The sequence below is a fragment of the Roseomonas sp. HF4 genome, assembly GCF_005222755.1.
Taxonomy (GTDB): Bacteria; Pseudomonadota; Alphaproteobacteria; order Acetobacterales; family Acetobacteraceae; genus Neoroseomonas.
This window is the reverse complement of record NZ_STGD01000002.1, coordinates 379,196-396,092: the sequence shown is the minus strand read 5'-3', so window position 1 is coordinate 396,092 and position 16,897 is coordinate 379,196. Positions and strand designations below refer to the sequence as shown.

The following is a 16,897-nucleotide window of genomic DNA, read 5'->3' as shown; positions in this document are numbered from 1 at the left end:
CTATCTCCTGGCCCAGGCGATGACGCCGTCGGCGGCGGGCAGGCGCTCGATACGGCCCATCGCCTCCAGCCAGCGCAGGTGCGCGAGCGTCTCGCCGAGCCCGAAGCCGAGGTTGCGCTGGTCCAGCGGGCGGCGGAACAGCGCCGGCAGCAGCGCATGCGCGGTGGCCGGCGCGCGGCAGGCTTCCTCCAGCGCCGCCAGCCGATCCGCGTGGTGCGCCGCCAGCGCGTCGATCCGCGCATGCAGGCCACGGAAGGGCTCGCCATGGGAGGGCAGCACGAGCGTGTCCTCCGGCAATGCGCGGAACCGGCCGATCGAGGCGAGGAAGGCGCCGAGCGGGTCGCCCATCGGCTCCCCGGCGTGCAGGCCGATATAGGGGGAGATGCGCGGCAGGATCTGGTCCGCCGCGATCAGCACCCCTGCCTCGGCCGAATGGAGGCAGGCCATGTCCGGCGCGTGGCCCTGGCCGGTGACGACACGCCAGGCGCGCCCGCCGATCGTGACGGTCTCGCCATCCGCGATCGCCGCGAAGGCGCGCGGCAGCGGCGCGACGGCACGCACATAGAGCGCGCCGCGGGCACGGAGGAAGGTGCAGTATTCCGCCGGCGCGCCTGCGGTGCGGGCAAATTCCGCCTGGTGGTCGAGCATCTCGGTGCCGGTGTCGAACCACAGGCTCCGTGCCTGCAGCCACTCGATCCTCGTCATCCGCGGCGTCAGGCCGTGCGCGGCGCAGAGCCAGCCCATCAGCCCGGCATGGTCGGGGTGGAAATGCGTCACGAGCAGCCCGGTCAGGGCGCGGCCGCCGAAGGCCTCGCCGGCCATGGCGGCCTGCCAGTTGGCGCGCGTCTCGTCGTTCGCGACGCCCGCGTCGATGGCGGTCCAGCCGTCGCCGTCCTCGACCAGCCAGACATTCACGTGGTGCGGCGCGAAGGGCAGCGGGAAGCGCAGCCAGCGCAGGCCCGGGAGGATCTCCCGGGCTTCGCCCGGCGGGGGGATGTCGATGTTCATCGCCCCCAGGGTGGCCCGGCGGGGCAGGGGCCTCAACCCCGCCCATTGCCCGCGGCGCCGTTCGGGCCGAACCTGTCGGGCAGGGACGGACAGACAAGGCGCCGAGGACACGTGAGCACCGCCGCGATCGACTGCGACCTGCATCCGCATGTGCCCGGGGTGGCGACGTTGCTGCCCTACATGGACGAGTACTGGCGCCATACGCTGGTCGAGCGCGGCATCGAATCGCTCGAAAGCGCCTCCTACCCGCCCAATGCGCCGTCCTCGGTGCGGGCGGACTGGCGCGGGCCCAAGGGGCGACCGCCCTCGACCCTGGCGGAGCTGCAATCCCAGGCGCTGGACCGCTGGGGCGCGGCGATCGGCATCCTGAACCCGCTGTTTCCGGTGCAGCTGCCGTTCTCGCGGGACATGTCGGCGGCGATGGCGCGCGCGGTGAACGACTGGATCCGCGCCGAATGGCTGGACAAGGACGACAGGCTGCGCGCGTCGATCCTGCTGCCGAACGGGGTCGAGGACGCCGTCGCCGAGATCGAGCGCCTGGCCGCCGACCGTCGATTCGTGCAGGGCATGGTGCTCTGCATGGGCGAGATCCCGCTCGGCCGGCGCGAATGGTGGCCGGTGCATGCGGCGCTCGAGCGCCACGGCCTGCCGCTCGGCATCCATGCGGGCAGCGCCTGGCGGCATCCGCCGACCTCGGTCGGCTGGCCGTCCTGGCATGTCGAGGAGTACGTCGCCAATTCCTACGGCTTCCAGGCGAGCCTCGCCTCGCTGGTGACCGAAGGCGTCTTCGGCAAGTTCCCGGGGCTCAAGGTCGTGCTGATCGAAAGCGGCGTCTCCTGGCTGCCGGGCTTCCTGTGGCGCCTGACCAAGGCGTGGAAGGGCGTGCGCTTCGAGGTGCCCTGGCTGGACCGCCCGCCGGCCGAGATCCTGCGCGACCAGCTGCGCCTGACCATCCGCCCCTTCGACGCGCCGGAGGATGCCGAGGGCGTCGCCCGGCTGCTCGACCATTTGCGCTCGGACGAGATGCTGCTCTGGTCCAGCGACTGGCCGCATGCCCATTTCGCGGGCGACGACACCATCCCCCCCGGCCTGCCCGAGGGGCTGCTGCCGAAGATCATGGTCGCGAACCCGCGCGCGACCTATGATCGGATCAGGGAAGGAGGCACGCCATGAACCTCGTCCGACCGATCGCATCGCCGGGGCGGCCGGCCGCCGCCACGCTGGGCCTCGTGGATGTCGACATCCACCCGCGGGTGCGCGACCTCTCGGAATTCCGGCCCTTCCTGTCGGAGGCCGCCTGGCATCGCCTGTCGACCTACGGCATCCATGCGCGGCACGGCTTCCACAAGGGCTATCCCTTCCCGAAGGCGGCGCCGCTCGCCTGCCGGCGGGACGCCTGGCCGCCGGGCGGCGGGCCGCCTGCCTCGGACCTGCCCTTCCTGCAGGAACAGCTGCTCGACCGCTACGGCATGGATATCGGCGTGCTGAACCCGTTGCAGCCCTCGGGGCAGGGGGATGTGAACGACGGGCTGTCGGTCGCGCTCGCGCGCGCGGTGAACGAATGGCAGGTCGAGCACTGGCTGCGCCACGAGAGCCGCCTGCGCGGCTCGATCGTCGTGCCCTACGAGGACGCCGCCGCCTCGGTCGAGGAGATCCGCCGCTGGGCGGCCGATCCCCGCTTCTGCCAGGTGCTGCTGATGAGCCGGACCTCCGAGCCACTCGGCCGCGCCCGCTATTGGCCGATCTGGCAGGCGGCCGCCGAGGCGGGGCTGCCGGTCGGCATCCACGCCTTCGGCTACTCCGGCCATGCCATGACGAATGGCGGCTGGCCGTCCTTCTACGTGGAGGAAGTGCAGGAACACGCGACCAGCGCGCAGGCGCAGGTGGCGTCGATGGTGGTGGAGGGCATCTTCGAGCGCTTCCCCGCGCTGCGCGTCATCATGATCGAATGCGGCTTCGCCTGGATGCCGTCGCTGGCGTGGCGGCTGGACGGCGCCTGGAAGCGCCTGAAGGACGAGGTGCCGCACCTGAAGCGCGCGCCGTCCGAATACCTGCGCCAGCATGTCTTCGTCTCGACCCAGCCGATCGAGGAGCCGGAGCGGCCCGAGCACGTGCTCGACACCATGGAATGGATCGGCTGGGACCGGATCCTCTTCGCCTCCGACTATCCGCACTGGGATTTCGACGACCCGCGCCTCGCGATCCCCGCCTTCATCCCGGAGGCGCGGCGCGCGGCGATCTACGGCGGCAACGCGCGCGGGCTGTACCGCATCTGATGGCGAAGCACGTGGTGGCGCCGGTCGCGGAGATCCCGCCCGGCGGGCGCAAGGTGGTGGACGCTGCCGGCAAGCGCATCGTGGTGTTCAACCTCGACGGCGATTTCTTCGCACTGCTCGACCGCTGCCCGCACCAGGGCGGGCCGCTGTCTGGCGGCATCCTGTGTGGCCTGACGCAGTCGGAGGAGCCGGGGACCTACCGCTTCTCCCGCGCCGGCGAGTTCATCCGCTGCCCCTGGCACCAATGGGAATTCGACATTCGCACGGGGAAGTCCTGGTTCGACCCGCGCCGCACCAAGGTGCGGCCCTTCCCGGCGGGCGTCGAGGCCGGCGCGACCCTGGTCCAGGGCCCCCATACCGCCGAGACCATCCCCGTCCGGATCGAGGACAGCTACGTCGTCATCGAGGCGTGAAACGCTTCAGCCGCGGCGCGTCTTCGCCACGGCGCCGCCATTCTCCCGCCGGATGCTGACGCCTAGAGTGATCCGACAGGGCTGCCCACCCGGCCCCGAACCGACCCGCCCGGAGCCGACGACACCATGGCGAGCCCGCGCTTCATCCTGAAGACCGACCTCCAGGGCCTCGAGCCCGTGACGGTGGGCGGTGCGACGGTGCTCGACGCCGATGCCAGGCTGCGCGCGCTGCTCGGGCCCGATCGCGCCGCGCTGTTCGCCGAGCCGGTCGTCACCTGGGGCAACGGGCGCAACGCCGGCTCGGTCTCCTGGTATGCCGAGGCTGCGGGCGACCCGGTGCCGCTCTCCGCCCTGCCGCCGGCGCGGCGCGCGGCCGTCGAGGCGCGGCTGCATCAGGACCTGGCGGCGCTGGGGCCGCTCATGGCCGACCCGCTGCTGCGCGGCGCGCTGGTGCTGGCGGGACCCGATTCGATCCTGGCGCTGGACGACCGCCCGCTGCTGGCCGGCTGGGGCCTGGCGCCGGCCGGCGCGCTGCGCGACGCGACGTCCCGCGCGGCGCATCTGCGCGCGACCTACGGCGGCGCGCTGCCGCCCGCGCTGCTGGCCGAGGGGCCGCCCGCGCCGGAGCCGCCCCGCGCCGCGCCGCCGCCGCCACGCCCCGCCGCCGTGGCGCCGCCCCCGCCGCCCGCGGCTCCGGTCGCCGCCGGCGCCGCGGTCGCCGCGCGTCCCGTCGCCTCCGCCTGGAACTGGTGGCTGCTGCCGGTTGGCGTGCTGGTCGCGCTGGTCTTCCTCGGCCTCGGCTTCTGGCTCGGCTGGCAACTCATCTCCGAACGCATCGGCGCGCAGCGCCTGGTGGCGCCGGTGGTCGATACGGCACGGATCGACGCGCAGATCATCCGCCAGCGCGAGACCAACGACGCGCTGCGGCGGGAGATCGACCAGGCGCGCGCCGCGCTGGCCGGCGATGTCTGCCGGCCCGGCGATTTCGGCCTGTCGCCGCTGACGCCGCCGCAGATCACGCCGGTGCAGCCCTCCGCCCTGCCGCCGCCGGCGCCGGGCCAGCAGGCCTTCCAGGGCACGCTGATCGAATTGCTCGACCAGGCGACAGTGCTGGTGCTCGGCCCGCTCGCGAACGGGCAGGGGGTAGGCACGGGCACCGGCTTCGTCGTGGCGCCCGGCATCGTCGTGACCAACGCCCATGTCGTGGCCAACATCGACCCCGCGCGCGTCTATGTCGTGAACCGGCGGCTGGGCCGGCCGGTCAGCGTGCAGGTCGCGGCGCAGACGCCCGACCCGCAGCCCGGCCGCACGGATTTCGCGCTGCTCCGGCTGCCGGCCGATGCGACCGCGCTCTCGCCGCTCGGCCTCACGCGGGTGTCGGGACGGCTCGACCCGGTCATCGCCGCGGGCTTCCCGCAGGCGATCATGCAGACGGACGCGAATTTCCGCGCGCTGCTCGACGGCAACACGCAGGCCATTCCCGAACTGGCGGTGACCGACGGGCTGGTCAGCGCCATCCAGCCGCTGCCCTCGGGCCTGACCGTCATGCCGCACACGGCCGCGATCAGCCGCGGCAATTCGGGCGGGCCTCTGGTGGACCGTTGCGGGCGCGTCGTCGGCGTCAACACCTTCGGCTTCTTCAACGCCGAGCAGGGGGAGCGTGTCTCCTACGCGCAGAAGACCGACAGCCTGATGGCCTTCCTGCAGGCGAACAACGTGACCGTGGCCGAGGTGACCGGGGCCTGCCAGCCGGCGCCGGGCGTGCCGCCCGCGCCGCCGGGCGGCGCCGCACCGGCCAGCATGCCGCCCGGGTCGCCGGCGCCCGCCGCGCCAACGCCCGCTGAGCCTGCGCCCACAACGCCCGCGCCCGCGACGCCGGCTGCGCCACCTCCCGCCGGCCCCGCGCCGGCCCCGGCCGCGCCGCGCTGACCGGGCGGGGCAGGAACGCGCCGTGGACGACACCCTGATCGCCACCACCCTGAACCGCGACCTGCTCGCGCAGGGGGTGGGCGGGCAGCTGTCGGTGCAGCACTGGGAACAGCTGACGCAGTACCTGCGGCGCGCCCTCTCGCCGCGCCATGCCGCGCTGTTCGCCGAGCCCAACCCGGACCCCGAGCGCGGCAGCATCGACTGGTACGCGCCCGGCGCCGGCACCGCCGTGCCGCTGCCGCAACTCGACCCCGACGCGCAGCAGGCAGCGCTCGCCACGCTCATGCCCATGGTGGCCGAGATCCAGGCCGCCGCGGCGAAGCTGCACGGCTCGGCCAACGAGGGCGAGCGTTTCCTCGGCGAATTGCTGCGGCTGGCACTCGAGATCCCGGACCAGTCGGCGATCCGCGTGCGCGACGGCGTGCCGGTGCTGGCCCCCTGGGGCCATACGACCGCAGGGGCGGGCGCGCGGCGCGAATTGCTCGTGCGCATGATGCCGCAGCCGGCGGCGCCGATGGCCATCCTCGGCCCACCTGCCGCGGTGGCCGCCGCGCGCGCGCGGGTCTGGCCCTGGCTGCTGGCCTTACTGCTGATGCTGCTGGCGCTCTTGCTGGCGCTCTGGCTGCTCTGGCGCGACCCCTTCGGCTGGTTCCCGCCGCCCGTCGCGCAATGCGTGCCGGCCGAGGGGGAGGTCGCGCGCCTCGATGCGCTGCGCGAGGAGGAGGCGCGGGAAGGCGCACTCCGCGCCGAGCTCGCCCGAATCGTGGCCGAGGCGGGCGAACGCCGCCTGCTCTGCCGCGCCCCCGAGCCGCCGCCCCGCCCACCCGAGCCGCCCCGCGCACCGGAACCGCCCCGCCCGCCGGAACCGCAGCGCCCGCCCGAGCGCCCCGAGCCGCCGCCCCGCCAGCCCCCGCCGCCGGAACAGCGCAACCCGGACCTCGACCGTGCCGACCGCCAGGGCGCGCGGCGCGGGCGGACGCAGGTCATCCTGGCCTGGGACGACCGCAACGACCTCGACCTCGCCGTGATCTGCCCGAACGGGCAGCGCATCGACTTCCGCAATCGCGCGGCCTGCGGCGGCTCGCTCGACATCGACCAGAACGCGCAGGGCGGGCCGGCCACACGCAACCCGGTCGAGAACGTGGTGTTCGACCAGGACCCCGCGCCGGGTCGCTACCGGATCGTGGTGGACTACTTCGACCGGCGCGACGGGCCGAACACGCCCTATCGCGTGACGGTGCGCCGGGAAGGCCAGCCGGACCAGGTGATCACGGGCACGGCGCGCGAAGGCGTTCGGGAACAGGTGGTCGGGGAGTTCACCGTGCCATGAGGGCGCGCCGCGACGTTGCGGGGGAGGGGAACCTCCCCCGCCCCCCCTCCCTTTTTTGGCACCTGGCGTCGGCCCTGCGTTGTGGGGTGCGGGGGGGAGTTCGCGTCCCCCCGCCCTCGGAAGGCGCCGCGCCATGATCCGCCTGGCCGCCACCCGCCCGCAGGACCTCCGCCCGCTCCTGCCCCCCGATGCCGCCGCCACGCTGCACGCCGAGGCCGCGCGCCTCTCCCCCGCCCATGCCGCGCTGTTTGCCGCGCCGGTGCCGGAGGATGGCGGCCTCGCCTGGGTCGCGCAGGGCACGCGCATGGCGCGCTATGCCGACCTCGACGCTGCCTCGCGCGCCGCGCTGACCGCCGAGGCCGGGCGCATCCTGTCCGACCTGCGGCGTGAGGCCGAGCGCCAGGCGGCCACGGGCGGCGGCGCGCTGGTGGCGCTCTGGCCCGCCATCGCGGAAATCCCGTCCTTCGACATGGTCTTCGCCGTGGATGGCCGGCCGGTGCTGGCGGCCTGGGGGCATGTCGCGGCGGCAGCGCCCGGGCCGCTCGGCCTGCTGGCGCGCTTCGACGACGGCGTCGCCTGGGCCGCGCCGGCGCGCCGGCCCTGGGGGGTCTGGATCGCGACGCTCGCGGCGCTCGCGCTGCTCGCACTGGCGGCCGGGCTGCTCGGGCCGCTGCTGGCGTGGCGCTTCCTGTCGCCGCCCGAGGCCGCCTGCGTCGCCGCCGAGGGCGATGTGGCGGCGCTCGATCGCCTGGTCGAGGTGGAACGGGGCGAACGCGACCTCCGCACCGAGCTCGCGCGGCTCGAGGAGGAGCTGGGCCGCCGGCGCCTTGCCTGCCCGTTGCCGCGTGCACCCGAGCCGCCGCCCACGCCGGCACCCCAGCCGCCGCCGGCACCGGAGCCGCCCCGGCCCGAGGAACCGCTGCCCCCGCCGCCGCCCGAGCCGCCGCCCCCGCCGCCCGAGCCCGAGCCGCCCCGCGGCCCGCCGCCTGGCACCCAGCCCTGCAACGTCGAGACGCAATCCGGCGGCGCCGGGGAGACGCGCACGCGCCACTACCTCGGCCCGACGCCTGGCCCCGTGACGCTCGACTACGACGCGCAGACGGTGCCGGACCGGATCGAAGTGCGCTATCGCGGCCGCGTCGTCGCCTCGACCCCCGGCATGGTCAGCGGCCGCGGGCGCATCGGCTTCGACTGGCGGCCGCAGGGCAACGACCACGTCGTCGAGGTCGTCGTGATCGGCCCCTTCGCCAATACCCGCTGGCGCTACCGCCTGAACTGCCCGGTGAACTGATGACGCCTGGACCAGCCCACGCCGCATTGGCGCGCTGCGCGCGCCTCGGGCACACTCGGTGGAACGCGTCATGTCCATGAGCACCGCATCCACCGCCGGCCTGATCAGCCTGGTGCCGTCCTCCGGCATCCAGTTCCTCGACATCGACTTCGACATGGACCGGCTGCCGCGCGGGTCCCGCAACTTCTGGGAGGAGACGCTGCGCGAGCAGGTGGACCACGAGGGCAAGTCCCCCGTGATCCTGCGCGTGCTCGAGCCCGACGAGGACGGCAGTCTGGTGGACCCGGTGACGGGGCAGGTGCCGGCGCCGGAGGAGAGCTACGCCATCTCCCGCGCCCAGGCGCTGGAGCCGTTCCTGAACAAATGGGTGCCGCTGCCCTATTTCCGCGTCCATGCCCGCGGCGCGGACGGCAAGGAAGTGTTCGACCGCGGCCCGTCCAACTGGGCGCGCGCCTATGTCGCCGAGAAGCCGGCGCGCGATGCCGAGGGGCGCTCGCACCGCCTGGTGCTCGCCTTCGATACGGCGCTGATGCCGCGCGACGCGGCGCGCCCCTATGTCGCGCCGGCGCCCGAGGACAGCGCGCGCCAGCAGGAATTCGCCCCCGTCCTCGGCCATGCGGAGAACGCCTGGTTCCTGAACGAATCCTGGGTCGGGCAATGGCTCGAGGAAGGGTTCCGCGAACTCCGCCAGGCGCAGCGCGGCGGCCGCGCGCTCAGGCCCGAGGACTTCGCCCATGCCTGCGAGCATTGGGCGCGCTACCTCGGCTTCCTCGGCCTGCTGGAGGGCATCGGGATCCTGCCGCGGGTGCGGCTGGTCGACGTGGTCTCCGACAACCGCGGCTATGCGCCGATCAACGTGGACCTCGTGCTCGACATCGGCAATTCGCGCACCTGCGGCGTGCTGGTCGAGGAAAGCCAGGACGCGCCGTCCCTGAACAATTCGCAGGTGCTGGCGCTGCGCGACCTGTCGCGGCCCGAGGACCTCTACGCCCGGCCCTTCGAGAGCCGCGTCGAATTCGCGGTCGGCTCCTTCGGGCGGGATGCGATCTCCCGCCGCTCGGGCCGTGCCAATGCCTTCCGCTGGCCGTCGCCCGTGCGCGTGGGGCCCGAGGCGATGCGGCTTGCCGCCGCGACACAGGGCAATGAGGGTGCGACGGGCATTTCGAGCCCGAAGCGGTACCTCTGGGACCGGCGGCCCAACGTGCAGGGCTGGCGGTTCAACGGCCGCGCGTCGGATGGCGTGACGACGGAACCGCCGGTCTCCGGCCCCTTCATGGCGCATGTGACCGAGACCGGGGAGGCGCTGCGCATGCTGCGCGGCCGTGGCCAGCCGGCGGTGCGCGCGCGCTTCTCGCGATCGGCCATGTTCACCTTCCTGCTGACCGAGCTTCTGATGCAGGCGGTCAGCCAGATCAACGCGCCGGCGACGCGCGCGGCGCGCCGCTTCGCCGACGTGCCGCGCCGGCTGCGCCGCGTGATCCTGACGCTGCCGCCGGCCATGCCGCTTGCCGAGCAGAAGATCCTGCGGGAACGGGCGGAAGGCGCGATCAAGCTCGCATGGGACCTGCTCGGCTGGACCGAGGCGGGTCCCACGGCGCCGCCCGAGCCGCGCGTGCTGCTGAACCTCGACGAGGCGACCGCAACGCAGGTGGTCTGGCTCTACACCGAGATCACGCAGCGCCTGCAGGGCGACGCCGCGGGGTTCTTCGAGCTCGCCGGGCGCGTGCGGCCGGAACGGGGGAAGGACCCTTGCCTGCGCGTCGCCTCCATCGACATCGGTGGCGGCACCACCGACCTGATGGTGGTGACCTGGAGCGTGGAGAACCGCGACACCATCGTGCCGCGCCAGGATTTCCGCGAGGGCTTCAAGATCGCAGGCGACGAGGTGCTGGAAGGGCTGATCACCCACCTGGTGCTGCCGCAGGTGGCCGCTGCGCTGCGCGCCGCCGGCATGTCGGACCCGAACGCCTTCCTGCGCCAGACGCTGGGCGGCGACCGCGGCGGGCAGAGCGAGGTGGAGCGCCACCTGCGCCGGCAATTCGTGGCGCAGGTGCTGGAGCCGGTCGGCCTCGCCGTGCTGCACGCCTACGAACGCATCGAAGGCCGCGAGATGGGCGAGGTGTTCCGTGCCCCGGTCGGCACGGTGCTGGGCGCCGAGCCGCAGCCCGCCAATCCGCGCGCCGTCGCCTTCTTCGAGACCGCCGCCCGCCAGGCCGGCGCCCGCGGCTTCGCCATCGCCGATGTCGAGGTCGCGGCCGATGCGAAGCGCGTCGAGGCGGTGATCCAGGCGACGCTCGGCCCCGTGCTCGCTGACCTCTGCGAAGTGGTCTGGCACTATGATTGCGACGTGCTGCTGCTCTCGGGCCGGCCGTCGCGCCTGCGCGCCGTGACCGACATCGTCCTGGCCAAGTCGCCCGTCGCGCCGCACCGCATGATCGGCATGCACCGCTACGCGGTCGGCGGCTGGTATCCGTTCCGTGACGCCAATGCGCGGATCGAGGACCCGAAGACGAGCGCGGCGGTGGGTGCCATGCTCTGCGCGCTGGCCGAGGGGCGGCTCGAATCCTTCCTGATGCGCACGAGCCAGCTGCAGATGAAGTCGACCGCCCGCTACATCGGGCGGATGGAGATCTCGGGGCAGATCCGCGAGCAGGGGGTGCTGCTCTCGGAGGTCGATCTCGAGAAGAAGCCTGCCAGCGCGGACGGGGTCGAGTTCAGCCTGACCTTCGCGGCCCCCACCTTCCTGGGCTTCCGGCAATTGCCGATCGAGCGCTGGCCGGCCACGCCGTTGTACGCGCTGGAATTCGCGAACCCTGAAAGCGTTCCTCGCCTGCTGCTGCCGCTGCGCGTCAAGATCCGCCGCGCCGACATGGACCCCGACGCGCCGGGCCAGGAGGAGAAGCGCGAGGATTTCCGCGTCGAGGAGATTGAGGATGCGGAAGGCGGCGCGCTCCGGCGCACCGATGTGGAGATACGGCTGCAGACGATGAAGTCCGAGGCGGGATACTGGCGCGACACTGGCGTGGTGGGGCTGGCATGAGGCTCGACGCCAGCACCGACGCGGCGCTCGCCGCCGCCGCGCGCGGCAGCGCCGAGGCGGCGCAGGAGGCGATCGGCTGGCTCGCCGACAACCGTGCCAAGGTGCGGGAGGAAGCGTCCGCCGTCGCGCGCGACTTTCGCAAGTTCGCCCGCCGCGCCCGCAAGCTGGAAACCGCGGCCGAGCGGCCGATGTGCGTCGCGGTCTTCGGCCCCTCTCAATCGGGCAAGTCCTACCTGATCAGCGCGCTGGCACGCCGCGGACAGGAGAGCGTGACGGCAGTGTTCGAGGGCCGAGAGCTCGACTTCGTGCGGGACATCAACCCCGAGGGCGGGCAGGAGGCGACCGGCCTCGTCACCCGCTTCACGCTGCGCCCGCCGGCCGCGCTGCCGGGGCATCCCGTGGCGCTGCGGCTGCTGTCGCAGACCGATGTCATCAAGATCCTGGGCAATACCTTCCTCGAGGATTTCGACCCGGCGGAGGTGGACATCCCCTCGCCGGAGCTTGTGCAGTCGCATTGCGCGAAATTCGCCGCGCGCGCCGGCACGGAGCCCGTGGACCGGCTCACCGAGGACGATGTCGACGACCTGCGCGAATACTTCGAGGCGCTGTTCCGCGGCCATCCGCTGGTGCCCGGGCTCGGCTCGGCCTTCTGGGCGCAGGCCGCGGCCATCGCGCCGCGGCTGCCGGTCGCCGATCGCGCGGCCTTCTTCGCGATCCTGTGGAACGGGCACGAGGCCTTCACGGCGGCGGCGCGGGACCTGCTGGCCGCGCTCGCGGCGCTGGATTTCCCGGACGAGGCCTTCGCGCCGCTCGATGCGCTCTCCCCGCGCGAGACCTCGATCATCGACGTGCGCACGCTCTTCGCGCTGGGCGACGCCACGGACGGCAAGCTGGCCGTGCGCACGCGCGCCGGGCGGCAGGCGATGCTGCCGCGCGCGGCGCTGGCGGCGCTGGTCGCGGAACTGACCATCGCGCTCCGCGACAAGCCTTGGGACTTCTTCGATGTCACGGACCTGCTGGACTTCCCCGGCGCCCGCTCGCGTGAGAAGCTGACCCAGCCCGGCCGCTTCCTGGCGGAGAAGGGCAAGCTCCCTGGGTTGTTCCTACGCGGCAAGGTCGCCTACCTGTACCAGCGCTACTGCGCGGAGCAGGAGATCACCTCGATGCTGCTCTGCATCGGGCCGTCGAACCAGGAAGTCCGCACCCTGCCGCGGATGATCAAGGACTGGGTGGACGGCACGCTGGGTGCCACGCCGGACGAACGCGCGCGGCACCGCAACGCGCTGTTCCTGGTGCTGACGAAGTTCGACACGGAATTCGAGGAGAAGAAGGGCGCGACTGAGGGCACAGGCAGCCGCTGGACCATCCGGCTGAACGCCTCGCTGCTCGACTTCTTCGGCAAGGAGCACGACTGGCCGCGCAATTGGGCGGCCGGCCAGCCCTTCGCCAATACCTACTGGCTGCGCAACCCCAACGTTGCGGCCAAGCACATCCTCGACTACGACGCGGATGGGCGGGAGGCTGCGGTGCGCGCCTCCGAGGCCACGCGCCTTGCCCGGCTGCGCGAGGAATTCCTCTCGAACGAGGATGGCCGCCGCCATTTCGCCGACCCGGCGCGCGCCTGGGACGCGGCGATGACGCTGAACGACGGCGGCATATCCTACCTCGCGGAGAGCCTGCGCCCGGTCTGCGACCCCGCCATCAAGCGCGGGCAGATCGCGGCACGGCTTGAGGCGCTGCGCGCCGACATGGCGGCACGTCTCGCGCCCTACTGGCATTCGGGCGACCTCGCGGCCGAACTCGCGAAGCGGCGGGAGGAAGCGCGAGTGGTCGGCCGCGCGCTGGTCGCCTGCGCCGCCGCGCAGGCCTTCGGTCGCCTCATCCGCAGCCTGCAGGTGACGCGCGAGGAACTGACCTCCGCCTGGTGGCGCATGCAGATGGAGCCGGACGAGGAAGCGCCGGTCGGCGCGCGGGCAGGGGAGGAGGACTACCTGGCCGAGCTCGGCGACCTGGTGGCGTCGGCGGCGGAGGGCGAGCATCGCGCGCGCGACGCCTTCGAGCGCTACGCCGACCTCGCCGTCGCCGAATGGATGGAGAAGATGCACCGCGCGGCCGGCGAGCCCGAGACGGCGGAGCAACTGAAGCTTCCGCGCGAGGCCGCGACCGCGCTGGTCGCGCAGATCGGCGCCGGCGCCCGCCGCACGGGCCTGTCCGCGCGCATCGCGCAGCGCCTGCGGGAAGCAGCGTCGTATCGCCAGAAGCTCAGTGAGAGCGCGGCGAAGCCGGTGATGGTCGCGGAAGGGGTGGTGAACCGCTACGTTCACATGCTGGGCTATGCGGATGTGCCGGCGGCTGAGCGCCCGCGTGCCGGGCGCACCGACCGCCCCGTGTTTGCGCCGCGACCGCCGGTCAACGGCATGCCGCATCTCGGCCCGCAGCCGGAGCCCTACGACAAGCAGTTCCACGTCGACTGGATCAGCGCCTTCTCGCGCCTCGCGGAGGAGAACGTGACCGCGCCGGGCGGGCAGGAGGTCGACGTCGCACAGAATGCGCGTCTGGGCAGGATCCTGGGCGCGCTCGGCCAGGCGGCATGACGACCGTCCGCGCCGCTGCCGACCCGGCGCATCCCGAAGGCGGCCACGCGATCCTGCTGCTGCAGGGCGTGGCCGAGCCGCCGGCCGACCCGCGCTTCCGCATCCTGCGGGAGGGCTGGGCCAAGGGCACGCTCGGGACCGAGGGCTGGCAGGTGGGCGACGCGCTGCTGAGCCCGGACCGGGTGGAGACATCGCCGCAGGGCGTGCGGCTCTATCTCGGTCCGCGCGTGGTGGACTGGCTGGAGGCGGGGCCGGTGCTGTTCCGCCTGCCGGGGGCGCGCATCGATGCGCCGCTGTTCTGGCCCGACATCCCGCCGCTGCATGGCGGCAGCGGGCACAGCCTCGCGGAACCAGCGTCGCCCGCGCCGCGGCCAGCGCCGCCGCCGTCATTGCCGATCGAGGACCCCGACGCGACCATCGCGCTGGCGCCGCGGCCGGCCCCGCCGCCGCCGCCGGCGCTCTCGGTGCCGCAGCCGGCGGCGCCCGCGAAGCGCGGCTCGGCGTTGCCCTGGGTCCTGTTGCTGCTGCTGTTGCTCGGTGCCGGCGGCGGCGGCGCCTACTGGTGGTTCGTGCTGCGCGAGCAGGCGCCGCAGGTGGCCGAGGCGCCGCCCGCGCCTGTGCCGGCATCCGAGCCTACGCTGCCGCCCGTCCGCCCGCAGGCCGAGGCCGAGGCGCCGCCCTCGCTGGACGGCCTCTCGGTGCCCGAGGTGATCGAGCGCGCGGCGTCCCCCGCCGCCATCGCCGCCGAGGCCGCGCGCCGCTTCGGCGCCGGCCGCCATGACGACGCGCTGTTGCTCTGGGAAGCCGCGGCGCGGGCGGGCCATGCGGCGGCGCTGACGCGGCTTGCCGGCCTTTACGATCCCGTAGGCTTCGAGCCGAACCGCCCCTTCCGCGACCCCGACCCGCGCCAGGCTGCGCGCCACTACCGCGACGCCGTGGCCGCGGGGGATGCGGGCGCGGCCGAACCCCGCGCGCGGCTACGCCGCTGGCTCGAGGACCGCGTACGGGAAGGCGACATCAACGCGCCGCTGACCATCCGGGATTTCTGGCCATGACGCCGCGCCGCCTGCTGCTGCTCGCCACCGTCGCACTGCCCCTGGCCGCGCAGGCCCAGCCCGTGCGGCGCCTGCCGCTGCTGATCCCGGGCAAGACCACGCTGTTCCAGCGCGTGATCCTGCGGCCCGGCGCGACGCTGCATGCGCAGCCCGGCGCGGCGGCCGGGCGCCCGGTGCCGGGTTTCTCGGTCGCGGATGTCTATGCCCGCCGCGACGGCTGGATCGAGATCGGGCGCGAGCCCGATGGCCGCGTCGAGGGCTGGGTGCGCGAGGAGCGCGCGATCGACTGGCGCCACGCCATGGTGGGCGCCTTCACCAACCCCGCGGGGCGCGAGCGCACGATGTTCCTGCGCGACGCCGCGACGCTGCGCGGGCTGCTGACGTCGCCCGAGATGCCGCGCGAGGCCGCCGCGCTGCGCGCCACCGCCGGCCAGCCGGGCAGCCCGGTGCTGGCGCTCGAGCCCGAGACCTTCGTCGACATCCAGCGCAACTTCTACTTGTTGCCGATCCTGGAGGCCGAGACGGTCCAGCGGCGCGACGGCGCGCAGATGCGGATGCTGGAGGTGATCTCGGCCCCGGCGGAACTGCGCCAGGCGCCGGCGCAGGCCGACCCGTCGCGGCTGCGCGACTTCCGCGGCGGCATCGTCTTCGTGATCGACACCACCATCTCGATGCAGCCCTACATCGAGCGCACGCGGGAGGCGATCCGCCGCATCGTGGGCCGCATCGGCGACACCGCCGTGCGCGACAATTTCCGCTTCGGCATGGTCGCCTACCGCGCCGACATAGCGAACCGGCCGCAGCTGGAATACGTCACGCGACTGGTGGCGGCGCCGGATTTCTCGCGCCCGCCGGGCGCGATCCTGCCGGCTCTGGAGGGCGTGCGCGCCGCCACCGCGTCCACCGAGCAGTTCGACGAGGATGCGATCGCGGGGCTGCGCGTCGCGATCGACCAGGTGGACTGGTCGCAATTCGGCGGGCGCTACGTGGTGCTCATCACCGATGCCGGCGCGCTGGACGCGACCGACCCGAAATCCCAGACCCGGCTTGGCATTCCCGAGATTCGCGCGCTGGCGGAAGCGCGCGGCGTCGCGCTGTTCGCCATCCACCTGCAGACGCCCGAGGGGCGCCCGAACCACGCCCAGGCGCGCGCGCAATACACCGAGCTCACGCGCTACGGCGCCGCCGGCTCGCTCTATTTCCCGGTGGAAGGCGGCAGCCCGCAGGCCTTCGAGCGCGTCGTCAACGGTCTGACCAACGCGCTGTTCCGCCAGGTGGCGGATACGGTCGGCCGCCCGGTCGGCGGCGTCGAGCCGGCCCGCACGCCGGAGGCGGAGCGCATCGCGCAGCAGGTCGAGATCGTCGGCACGGCAATGCGCCTCGCCTATCTCGGGCGGGAGGGCGGCACCACGGCGCCCGATGTCGTACGTTCCTTCACCACCGACCGCGACCTGCGCGACCCGACGCTGGCCGCGCTCGACGTGCGCGTGCTCCTGACGCGCAACCAGTTGAGCGACCTGTCGCAGGCGCTGACGCGCATCCTCGATGCCGGCCTCGCGGGGCGGACCGACCCGCGGTCCTTCTTCGGGCAACTGCGCGCGGCCTTCGCGGCGACGGCGCGCGACCCTGCCCGGCTTGGCAACCTCGCGCGCGTCGGCCAGGCCCTCGGCGAATATCTCGACGGCCTGCCCTACCAGAGCCAGGTGATGGAGCTGGGGGAGCAGGAATGGCTCGCGATGGGCGCTGCGGCGCAGCGCGAACTCATCAACGGCATCGAGGCGAAGCTCCGACTCTACCAGGAATTCGCGGCCCGGCCGGACCTCTGGGTCACGCTGGACGGAAGGCCGGGCGGCGAGGCCTTCTTCCCGGTGCCGCTCGACGCGTTGCCGTGAAGATTTGTTTGCCTCAGGCGCCGGCGCCGGCATTCGCCGGCTTGGCTTGTGCGCCGTGCGCTGGTGCGC

Annotated in this window: 11 protein-coding genes; 10 read left to right on the top strand and 1 reads right to left on the bottom strand. The window is 73.5% G+C overall.

The genetic code is table 11. From position 1 onward, the window contains the following. Positions 1–1,008 (bottom strand): MBL fold metallo-hydrolase, encoded by a 1,008-nt coding sequence (locus E8M80_RS04805; protein ID WP_137124507.1) that lies wholly within the window; start codon positions 1,006–1,008, stop codon positions 1–3. Positions 1,009–1,119: 111 nt separating this feature from the next. On the opposite strand from E8M80_RS04805, the gene E8M80_RS04800 reads away from it, so the two are divergent. The 10 genes from E8M80_RS04800 (at position 1,120) to E8M80_RS04750 (ending at position 16,828) form a co-directional block, all read left to right on the top strand. Further along, positions 1,120–2,181: an amidohydrolase family protein gene (locus tag E8M80_RS04800; protein WP_137124506.1), complete on the top strand. Its 1,062-nt coding sequence runs from the start codon at positions 1,120–1,122 to the stop codon at positions 2,179–2,181. After that, positions 2,178–3,284 carry an amidohydrolase family protein gene (locus E8M80_RS04795; protein WP_137124505.1) on the top strand — a complete coding sequence of 369 codons (1,107 nt, stop codon included), beginning with the start codon at positions 2,178–2,180 and terminating at the stop codon, positions 3,282–3,284. Before E8M80_RS04800 ends, E8M80_RS04795 begins: the two co-directional genes overlap by 4 nt. Beyond that, the gene (locus tag E8M80_RS04790) at positions 3,284–3,697 is read left to right on the top strand and encodes a Rieske (2Fe-2S) protein (RefSeq protein WP_137124504.1); all 414 of its coding nucleotides are present in this window, start codon (positions 3,284–3,286) and stop codon (positions 3,695–3,697) included. The genes E8M80_RS04795 and E8M80_RS04790 overlap by 1 nt, the downstream gene beginning before the upstream one ends. A 126-nt stretch (positions 3,698–3,823) precedes the next feature. After that, positions 3,824–5,626 carry a serine protease gene (locus E8M80_RS25750; protein WP_170979194.1) on the top strand — a complete coding sequence of 601 codons (1,803 nt, stop codon included), beginning with the start codon at positions 3,824–3,826 and terminating at the stop codon, positions 5,624–5,626. A gap of 22 nt (positions 5,627–5,648) precedes the next feature. Beyond that, positions 5,649–6,956 (top strand): hypothetical protein, encoded by a 1,308-nt coding sequence (locus tag E8M80_RS04775; RefSeq protein WP_137124503.1) that lies wholly within the window; start codon positions 5,649–5,651, stop codon positions 6,954–6,956. A 133-nt stretch (positions 6,957–7,089) separates the two neighbouring features. Beyond that, positions 7,090–8,247, top strand: a complete 1,158-nt coding sequence (locus E8M80_RS25745; RefSeq protein WP_170979193.1) for a hypothetical protein — start codon at positions 7,090–7,092, stop codon at positions 8,245–8,247. 76 nt (positions 8,248–8,323) lie between these two features. Then, positions 8,324–11,287 carry a virulence factor SrfB gene (locus tag E8M80_RS04765; RefSeq protein WP_170979192.1) on the top strand — a complete coding sequence of 988 codons (2,964 nt, stop codon included), beginning with the start codon at positions 8,324–8,326 and terminating at the stop codon, positions 11,285–11,287. Continuing rightward, positions 11,284–13,881 (top strand): virulence factor SrfC family protein, encoded by a 2,598-nt coding sequence (locus E8M80_RS04760; protein WP_137124501.1) that lies wholly within the window; start codon positions 11,284–11,286, stop codon positions 13,879–13,881. Before E8M80_RS04765 ends, E8M80_RS04760 begins: the two co-directional genes overlap by 4 nt. Next, positions 13,878–14,936 (top strand): hypothetical protein, encoded by a 1,059-nt coding sequence (locus tag E8M80_RS04755; RefSeq protein ID WP_137124500.1) that lies wholly within the window; start codon positions 13,878–13,880, stop codon positions 14,934–14,936. The genes E8M80_RS04760 and E8M80_RS04755 overlap by 4 nt, the downstream gene beginning before the upstream one ends. After that, the gene (locus E8M80_RS04750) at positions 14,933–16,828 is read left to right on the top strand and encodes a vWA domain-containing protein (RefSeq protein WP_137124499.1); all 1,896 of its coding nucleotides are present in this window, start codon (positions 14,933–14,935) and stop codon (positions 16,826–16,828) included. The genes E8M80_RS04755 and E8M80_RS04750 overlap by 4 nt, the downstream gene beginning before the upstream one ends. Positions 16,829–16,897: the final 69 nt, after the last annotated feature.

What these genes read in the sequence shown, in the direction of transcription:
- E8M80_RS04805 (WP_137124507.1), bottom strand. Translation starts at nt 1,008, where the DNA reads ATGAACATCGACATCCCCCCGCCGGGCGAAGCCCGGGAGATCCTCCCG.
- E8M80_RS04795 (WP_137124505.1), top strand. Translation starts at nt 2,178, where the DNA reads ATGAACCTCGTCCGACCGATCGCATCGCCGGGGCGGCCGGCCGCCGCC.
- E8M80_RS04790 (WP_137124504.1), top strand. Translation starts at nt 3,284, where the DNA reads ATGGCGAAGCACGTGGTGGCGCCGGTCGCGGAGATCCCGCCCGGCGGG.
- E8M80_RS25750 (WP_170979194.1), top strand. Translation starts at nt 3,824, where the DNA reads ATGGCGAGCCCGCGCTTCATCCTGAAGACCGACCTCCAGGGCCTCGAG.
- E8M80_RS25745 (WP_170979193.1), top strand. Translation starts at nt 7,090, where the DNA reads ATGATCCGCCTGGCCGCCACCCGCCCGCAGGACCTCCGCCCGCTCCTG.
- E8M80_RS04765 (WP_170979192.1), top strand. Translation starts at nt 8,324, where the DNA reads ATGAGCACCGCATCCACCGCCGGCCTGATCAGCCTGGTGCCGTCCTCC.
- E8M80_RS04760 (WP_137124501.1), top strand. Translation starts at nt 11,284, where the DNA reads ATGAGGCTCGACGCCAGCACCGACGCGGCGCTCGCCGCCGCCGCGCGC.
- E8M80_RS04755 (WP_137124500.1), top strand. Translation starts at nt 13,878, where the DNA reads ATGACGACCGTCCGCGCCGCTGCCGACCCGGCGCATCCCGAAGGCGGC.
- E8M80_RS04750 (WP_137124499.1), top strand. Translation starts at nt 14,933, where the DNA reads ATGACGCCGCGCCGCCTGCTGCTGCTCGCCACCGTCGCACTGCCCCTG.